The sequence below is a fragment of the Flavobacterium sp. AG291 genome, assembly GCF_003350375.1.
GTDB classification, from domain to species: Bacteria; Bacteroidota; Bacteroidia; order Flavobacteriales; family Flavobacteriaceae; genus Flavobacterium; species Flavobacterium suzhouense.
Genome location: NZ_QQAR01000017.1, coordinates 71,078 through 79,847 on the forward strand (window position 1 = coordinate 71,078; position 8,770 = coordinate 79,847).

Annotated in this window: 3 protein-coding genes; all 3 read left to right on the plus strand. The window is 38.5% G+C overall.

Translation table 11 applies throughout. The annotated features are described in order from the left end of the window. Nucleotides 1-9 precede the first annotated feature (9 nt). Nucleotides 10-1,662: a DNA repair protein RecN gene (gene recN / locus DEU42_RS15950; protein WP_114759331.1), complete on the plus strand. Its 1,653-nt coding sequence runs from the start codon at nucleotides 10-12 to the stop codon at nucleotides 1,660-1,662. Between the two features lie 64 nt (nucleotides 1,663-1,726). Next, nucleotides 1,727-2,917, plus strand: coding sequence for an enoyl-ACP reductase FabV (gene fabV, locus DEU42_RS15955; RefSeq protein WP_114759332.1), 1,191 nt, complete (start codon nucleotides 1,727-1,729; stop codon nucleotides 2,915-2,917). 301 nt (nucleotides 2,918-3,218) lie between these two features. Further along, nucleotides 3,219-8,770: beta strand repeat-containing protein (locus DEU42_RS15960; protein ID WP_147278141.1), on the plus strand; the 5,552-nt coding region annotated here is incomplete at its 3' end.

Consider the following 8,770-nt stretch of genomic DNA (forward strand, 5'->3'; position numbering starts at 1 on the left):
GTAAACAACATGTTGCAAACACTCCATATTAAAAACTTTGCTCTTATAGAGCATCTTCATATCGATTTTCCGGATAAGCTGTCTACAATCACTGGTGAGACCGGTGCGGGTAAATCTATTTTATTGGGCGCATTAGGTCTCGTATTGGGTAATAGGGCAGATCTTTCATCGCTAAAAGATAAAGAGCAAAAATGTGTGATAGAAGCACATTTTGGTATTGCCGACTATAATTTACGAGAATTCTTCGAGGAGAATGATATGGATTATGAAGAGGTAACTATAATCCGAAGAGAAATTTTACCATCAGGTAAATCACGTGCCTTTGTAAATGATAGCCCTGTTAATCTTCAGGAACTTCAGGAACTTGGAAGTTATCTTATAGATATTCATTCGCAACAGCAAACACGTGAACTTTCTGACGAGCAATACCAGATACAAATAATAGATGCGATAGCGGGTAATGCCTCACTTCTTGAAGTTTATAAAAAACAGTTGACAGGTTACAAATCAATTCAGTCACAATTAAAAAAACTTCAAGAGCAAAAAGAGGCTTTGTCTAAGGAACAGGACTATAATTCATTTCTCTTGCAAGAGCTACTTTCTGGAAATCTTAAAGACGGAGAGCAAACAGAACTGGAAGCCGAGCTTGAGAAACTAAACAATGTTGAATTTATTAAAGAATCGGTAGGGAAAGCATTAGCTATCGCTAACGAAGAACAGATAGGTGTAATTCAAAACCTTAAGGAGATAAAAGCTACTTTGCAAAAGATAAGCGGTCTTTCACCAGAATATTCAGGGTTCTTCGAAAGAACTAATAGTCTGCTTATCGAGTTTGATGATATCGCAGACGGACTTTCGGAAACTTTTGATAAACTGACAGATGATCCTGAAAGACTTGAGTTGGTTAATCAAAAACTCCAACTGATATATACTTTAGAGAAAAAGCATCAGGTGTCAACTGTTGAAGAGCTACTTGCTATACAGGAATCTCTGGATGGTAAGGTTGTTCTTGCTGATGAACTGGATGGATCTATTAATAGACTCAATAGTGAAGCCGAAGTGATAAAGGACCAGATTGATGAGACGGCTAAAAATATACATGAAAAACGTAAGTCGGCCATTCCGGTACTCACAGAGAGTATAACAGCTATATTAGCTCAGTTAGGTATGCCAAATGCACGTTTTAATTTTGAAGTGAGCCTGTTGGAAACTTACCATAACAATGGCAAGGATGCTGTTAGCCTCCTGTTTTCGGCTAATAAAGGAACTGATTTTGGATTGCTTAAAAAAGTAGCTTCAGGTGGTGAGATGTCTAGAATCATGCTAGCAGTAAAAGCGGTTTTAGCTTCTTATTCTAAATTGCCTACTATCATTTTTGATGAGATTGATACAGGTGTTTCCGGAGAGATAGCGCATAAAATGGGTGATATCATGAAAGCTATGAGTAATGGAATGCAGGTAATGGCCATTACCCACTTGCCTCAGATTGCGGCAAAGGGTAATCAGCATTATAAAGTATTTAAGTCAACTCAGGGTGAAACTACGGTATCAGAACTTAAAAAACTAAGCCATGAAGAGAGGGTAAGAGAGATAGCAGAAATGCTTTCAGGAAAGGATATATCAGAATCAGCCTTAAAGCATGCAGAAGCGTTGCTCAACTAAAAAAACGCTTTATCTTTGCGTTCCACAATAAAACAAACTAATAGATAATAATACCATTACAGATATGATTATTGAACCAAGAATGAGAGGATTCATTTGCCTTACTGCCCATCCTGAGGGAGCTGCGCAAAATGTAAAACAACAAATAGCATATGTAAAGTCTAAAGGAGAAATAAACGGGGCTAAAAAGGTACTTGTTATAGGTGCTTCTACCGGTTTTGGACTTTCGTCAAGAATTACCAGTGCTTTTGGTAGCAACGCAGCTACTATAGGTGTATTTTTTGAGAAGCCTGCTTCTGAAGGAAAAACAGCTTCACCGGGTTGGTATAACTCTGCTGCTTTTGAAAAAGAAGCACATGCTGCCGGCCTTTATGCTAAAAGTATTAATGGTGATGCCTTCTCTAAAGAAGTAAAACAAGAAGTAATTGATCTTATCAAGGCTGATCTTGGCCAGGTTGATCTTGTTGTTTATAGTCTTGCTTCACCTGTTCGTATGCATCCTGAAACAGGTGTTTTACACCGTTCTGCATTGAAACCTATCGGACAAACGTTCTCTAATAAAACAGTAGATTTCCATACTGGTAAAGTTTCTGAAGTTTCTATTGCTCCGGCAGTTGAAGAGGATATCGAGAATACTGTGACGGTAATGGGAGGTGAAGACTGGGCAATGTGGATTGATGCTCTTAAAGGAGCAGGTGTACTTGCTGATGGAGCACTTACAGTTGCTTATTCTTACATCGGGCCTTCATTAACAGAGGCTGTTTATAGAAAAGGGACTATTGGAAGAGCTAAAGACCACCTTGAGGCAACTGCTTTTGAAATTACTGATAAATTAAAAGATATTCATGGTAAAGCCTATGTTTCTGTAAACAAAGCTTTAGTAACTCAGGCTAGCTCTGCTATACCGGTTATTCCTTTATACATTTCATTATTGTATAAAACAATGAAAGAAATGGGACTTCATGAAGGTACTATTGAGCAAATTCAGCGACTGTATGCTGAAAGGCTTTATACGGGAGGTGATGTGCCATTAGATGATAAAGGAAGAATAAGAATTGATGATTGGGAAATGCGTGATGACGTTCAGGCTAAAGTAGCTGAACTTTGGAAAGAGGCTGATACCGATAATCTTGCTCAGATAGGTGATCTTGAGGGGTATAGAAAAGATTTTTATAACCTTTTTGGTTTTGATTATTCAAATGTTGATTACAAGGCTGATACTAATGAAATGGTAAATGTTGAGAGTATTAAATAATGCTTGTTAAAAAAAATAAAAAATATTGATATTCTGACAAAAAAAAGCCCTATTTAAGGGCTTTTTTTATTTATCTATATAATTGTCTAGTGGTCAGATAGACTTTTGTTATAAATTTAACTTTAAAACCTTAATTAATTGTCAATTAATTAATGCTAACCTGAAATTATCTTGAATAAAATGTAATAATTTATTGATATTGTATATTTTTTTTTAAAAATATCACTAGTACTTCGGTTTCTGTTATATGTGTAACTAATTTGGCTATTTTTATTGACTTTTAATTAATTAATCATTTTTTATGAAAAAAATTACTTTACTAATCGCTTTTATGCTGTCGTTAGTCACGATGGGATATGGGCAGACAGTACTGATTAACCCTGCGGGCGATGGTGGTTTTGCCAATGGTGCCACATTTGCAGCAAACGGTTGGACAGCAGTAAACTCTGCCAATAATCCATGGGTAATTGGCACAGCAGCTGCTACTGGTTCCATAACCGGAAATGCAGCTTATGTTTCAAATTCAGCAGGTGCAACGGTTAACTACACTACTTCTACGCCGGCACTTAACTATTTTTACAGGGATATAACTATTCCTGCTGGAGAAACTAAAATTATATTAACTTTTAATTGGACAGCTACAGGTGAATCCGACTGGGACAATTGGCAGGTTTTAACAGCTCCAACTTCAGTAACTCCTGTGAGTTCAACTGCCATTACTGGCAGTTTTAGTAGCACTCCTATACCAAGTGGTATTACCGGGGCTGCTTCTGTTGGTTTTGGTTCTCCTCAAACAGGGGTTCAAACAGCAACACTTATATTGCCAACTTCATTGGCAGGAACAACTTTCAGATTAATATTCTCTTGGAGGAACGATGATTCTTTTGGTTCTTCGCCAGCAGCAGCTATTGATAATATATCATTGACTTCAGCTGTGCCGGGCAACTTTATTTCAATTGCTTCAGGTAACTGGTCTTCTCCATCTACCTGGAATCTTAATTCAGTTCCTACATTTCAGGATATAAGTGTAACTATTGCAGCGGGACATACTGTTACTGTTGATAATACAGGACAGACATCACCAAATACGACGGTTAATGGTACGCTTGCTTATGGAACGACTCCATCGTCTTTTAGTGTAAATGGTAACCTTACTGTAAATTCTGGAGGAGCTGTAAATGTTTATAACGCAACAACAGGAAAAACATTAACTGTTTCCGGAAACCTTGTTAATAACGGATCAATGGATTTTTCTATTGGTGCAACATCAGCGGGTAACCTTACGCTTAATGGATCTGCGGTGCAGACAGTTTCGGGAACAGGTTCATTCGTAAATAACATGATAAGGAATCTTGTGTTTAGTAATACAAACACAACTATTCCGAATATTAACTGGCAGTTTAACAATATTAGCGTTGACTACAACCTTAATATTACTAACGCAAAGATTAACCTAGGTACTAATAAGCTTACTTTCGGTACAAGCGCTACATCTGCCGGTAATACCTTTACTGTAACAAATGGTGGTTTTATGCCAGGAGGTAAATTTGCAAGATGGTGGAGTTCTTCAGCAACGGGTTATACTACTTCAGGGCCTTCTTCTATAGCGACAGGTTCAGGAGGAAGATATCCATTTTATACGCCGGAAGGATTACAAAGAATTTTCTATATAGGAAGAACTACTCCAACTGCTGGAGGTGTATATGCCGTTACATTTAACAATGTAGCTGGATTAACTACTGGTTTATCTATAGTAGATGGAACTTATACGGTTACTGACAGAACAAACAGTAATTTTGTTGTAACAACTGAAGGAAATGCTCCTGCTGAGGCTTCTGCATGGGTAACAATTTTTGCTCCGGATGCTTATTATCCTATTAATGGTAATAGCCGTTTAGTAGGGCAATCTGCTGCATTAAGCGGAACAAATGTTGCAACAACTGTACTTCCTGCTGTACAGCGCAGCGGTGTTAGTAGTGCTGATTTGACTGCTGCAACAGGATTATACATGGGAGTTAATACTGCTGATATTGCTGTTACAGCTATAGCAAGTGGTAACTGGGATTCACCTTCTACCTGGAATAAAGGGGCAGTGCCTGTATGTACAGATTTGGTAAGTATTGCCCCAGGGGTAAATGTTACAGTAAACTCAACGGGTAACGTTGCTAAAAACGTTACTATAGGTTCTATGGGAACATTGACTATTGCTTCCGGTGATCTTACAGTAGGTTGTACACTTAAAAATAACAACTTTACAAATAGAGGTACTTTAACAGTATCAGGTGGAACTTTAAACATTAACGGTAATATGACTCACACCGCGGGTTCTACTTTTAACCAAAGCGGCGGTGATATTAATGTAGATGGTAATGATGGCGGTGCTACTGCAACATCTGTTGCATCAGGAACAGCAATTGTACAAGTTAGTACAAACCTTGTTAACTGGACTGGAGGTAACTTAACAATAGTTGACCCTCACGCAAATTCAACAAGCACTTATTCTTTCCAATATAGTGGTGCTAATGTTGATGTTACTTCAGGTACACATACACTTAGATTTGGTAATGGTACTTCAACCGATGCAGGGGGAAGCGCAACATATGGTTTCCGTTACTATGTTTTCCAGGGTTCTGGAAGATTAACATTTAACAATATTGTAGTTAATGGTGGTGCCGGAACAAATCGTTTTGTTTCTAACGATGGCTCACATGGTATAAATGGAGATTTAACCATAAATGCAGGTTCTGAATTCAGAGATACAGGAAATACTATATATTTGTCTAAAAACCTTGTTAATAATGGAACTTATATAAGTACAGGAACTTTATATGCAGGTTCATTGCTTAATGGTACTGCCGGAGTAAGTTCAAATGCACAAACGATCTCAGGGACAGGTACTTTTGCAAATAATGCTACTCCAGCATCTGTTACAGCTAACCTAAGCTCAATGAATGTTAACAACACAAATGCTACAGGTGTAACACTAAGTTTGCCATTGTCATTAAGTGGAACTCTAACTTTAACAGCAGGTAAAGTAAATACAACTACAGCAAATTTACTTACTGTGGGTACTGCTACTGCAGCGGGAACAGTTACAGGAGGTAGTGCGACTGCTTATGTTAGCGGTCCATTAGCAAGAACAATTGCTTCAGGAAATGCTAATACTAACTACATTACATTCCCGGTAGGAAAAGCAGCTTATGCACCTATTTCACTTGCGCCGGCTACAACTGCGGTAACTGTTATGAAAGCTGAAGCTTTTGATACTAATGCAGGTACTATGGATCCTTCAATTATCAATCTTGCTGCTAACAGAAGATGGGAAGCTCCGGTTGTGTCAGGAACAGTTACTAACCTTAATGTTAGACTAGGTGATGCTAATATTACTGCAACTAAAATACCGGTGCAGGCACCAACTGCTGCCGGTGCTTATGCAGCTGCTTTTGGAAGTGTAGCAACTTATGCTGCTGGCACTCCTAATACCACAACTTCTAATACAGTTATTACTACTGCTAATTATACAGGATTCCTTTCTTTTGCAGATTCTAATTCATGTTCAGGGACACCTACTCCGGGTAATACTATTGCTTCTGCAACGAATATCTGTCAGGGAACTACCGTTAATTTTTCGGTTCAGAATGGTACTACAGGTTCTGGCGTAACATACCAGTGGCAATCTTCTCCTGATAATGGAGTTTATACTGATATAGCAGATGCAACTTCAAGTACATATTCTACTGTACCTAATGCATCTTTATATTATAGGCTAAAAGTTACTTGTGCTTCAGGACCTTCTATAGGTTATTCAACTCCGGTGCAAATTACTTTTCCTAATAGTGTAACAGCTTCTACAGGAGCTACAAGATGCGGTATTGGATCTGCTGCAATATCTGCTACTCCTAGTGCAGGTGCGTCAATCTTATGGTTTGATAGTGCTACAGGTTCTAATATTATTGGTTCAGGAAACAATCTTACTACTCCTGTAGTAACGGCTACTACATCTTTTTATGCGGCTGCTGAAACTACGTCTGCAGGAAATGTTACAATTGGTAATGCAACTACTCTTACAACTGATACACAACAACCAACAGCGTTCTGTAACCGTTGGGGTGGATATAGAATGCAGATTTTATATTCAGCCGCTGAGCTTTATGCTATGGGCTTAAGAGCTGGTAACATTACTTCAATTACATTTAACACCACTACTGCTGGTGATGCTTTAACAAATGATAACTTTACAGTTAGTATGGGAGCTGCTGCAGGTTCTACTATTGGAAGCAGTACATTTGTCACTAGCGGACTTAATGTAGTATACGGTCCTGTAACACATACTCATACAGCTTCTGGATTACAGACTATTACTTTTAGTACTCCATATTCATGGAACGGAACTTCTGGAATATTATTAGAAGTAAGCCATAATGGAGCTAACTTAACTAATAATGCACGTACATATTATACAGCTACAACTGGTAATACAATTCTTTATGCAACTTCAACAACAGCTACTACTGGTACACTGAGTACAAGCAGACTGAATGTGATATTTGCCGGCCAGGTAGGATGTTCTTCAGCTAGAGTTCCGGTTACAGTTACTGTAAACCCAGCTCCGGCATTAACATTAAGCGGTAATCCGGCTGTGATTTGTGCAGGTAATACAACTGCACCGGTTACAATAACAGCGGGTGCAGCTAGTTATGATACATATATATGGTCTCCTTCTACAGGAGTTACAGGTTCTGCTGCAACAGGCTGGACATTTAACCCAACTGCTACCACTACTTATGTTTTAACTGCTACACAGTCTGGAGGAACTATGTGTGCGGCTGATCCTATATCAGTTCTTGTATCTGTTAATTTACAGCCTTCAGCTGCAATTTCTCTTCCTTCTGCACTTACTGCTTGTCAGCAATCGCCACAGGCAATTGTGCTTACAAATGCAGTAGGTTCTCTAAATGCTGCTTTGGGTAATGGAACAACAGCACCCGATACGACATCATATCCTAATCCATTCAGTGCTTTCTATGGAGGTACTAAAACTCAAATTTTATTTACAGCCGATGAATTAAGTGCACAGGGATTAATGCCTGGATCAACTATTAATACATTATCATTTGACTTCAATGCTTCAGTAGCATCAGCCCTTAATGATTTCAGGATTAAAATAGGTACAACTACTAACACTACTACTACTGCTGGTTTTGTAGCTTCAAGTTCTCTAACTACGGTTTATAATGCGTCTTATACTCCTACAGCGGGTACAACTGGTTTAGTACCATTTGCATTAACTACACCTTATATCTGGAATGGAGGTAATCTTATTGTAGAAGTAGCTCATAATCAGGGTAACTTTGGTAATGGGTCAGGAACTACTACCAATACTACAACAACTTCTTTTAACAGTGTTTACACAGGAGCGAGTGACAGTGTAACCCCAGCAGGTATGACAAGCTATGATGCTCTTACAAGCTGGAGTATTAGTTCTGCTTCTACTTCAAGGCCAAATGTGGTGTTTGGATATAATCCTAATAACACAGTTGTATGGTCTCCGGTAACTAATCTTTATACAGATGCTGCAGCAACAATTGCTTATTCTGGACAAAGTGTAGGTACAGTATATACTAAACTTAATAGTAATGCTACATATACAGCAACGGTTACTAACTCTTTAGGTTGTTCAAGAGTTAAAACAGTTGATGTAACGGTAAGTATCGTTGCTGCTCCGACAGTTCCTGCTGCTACTCAGGATTTCTGTAACGCAGGTACAGTTGCTGATCTTGTTGCAACCGGAACAGGAATTAAATGGTATGCTGCTGCAACAGGAGGTACGGCTTTAGCTTCAACAACCGCTCT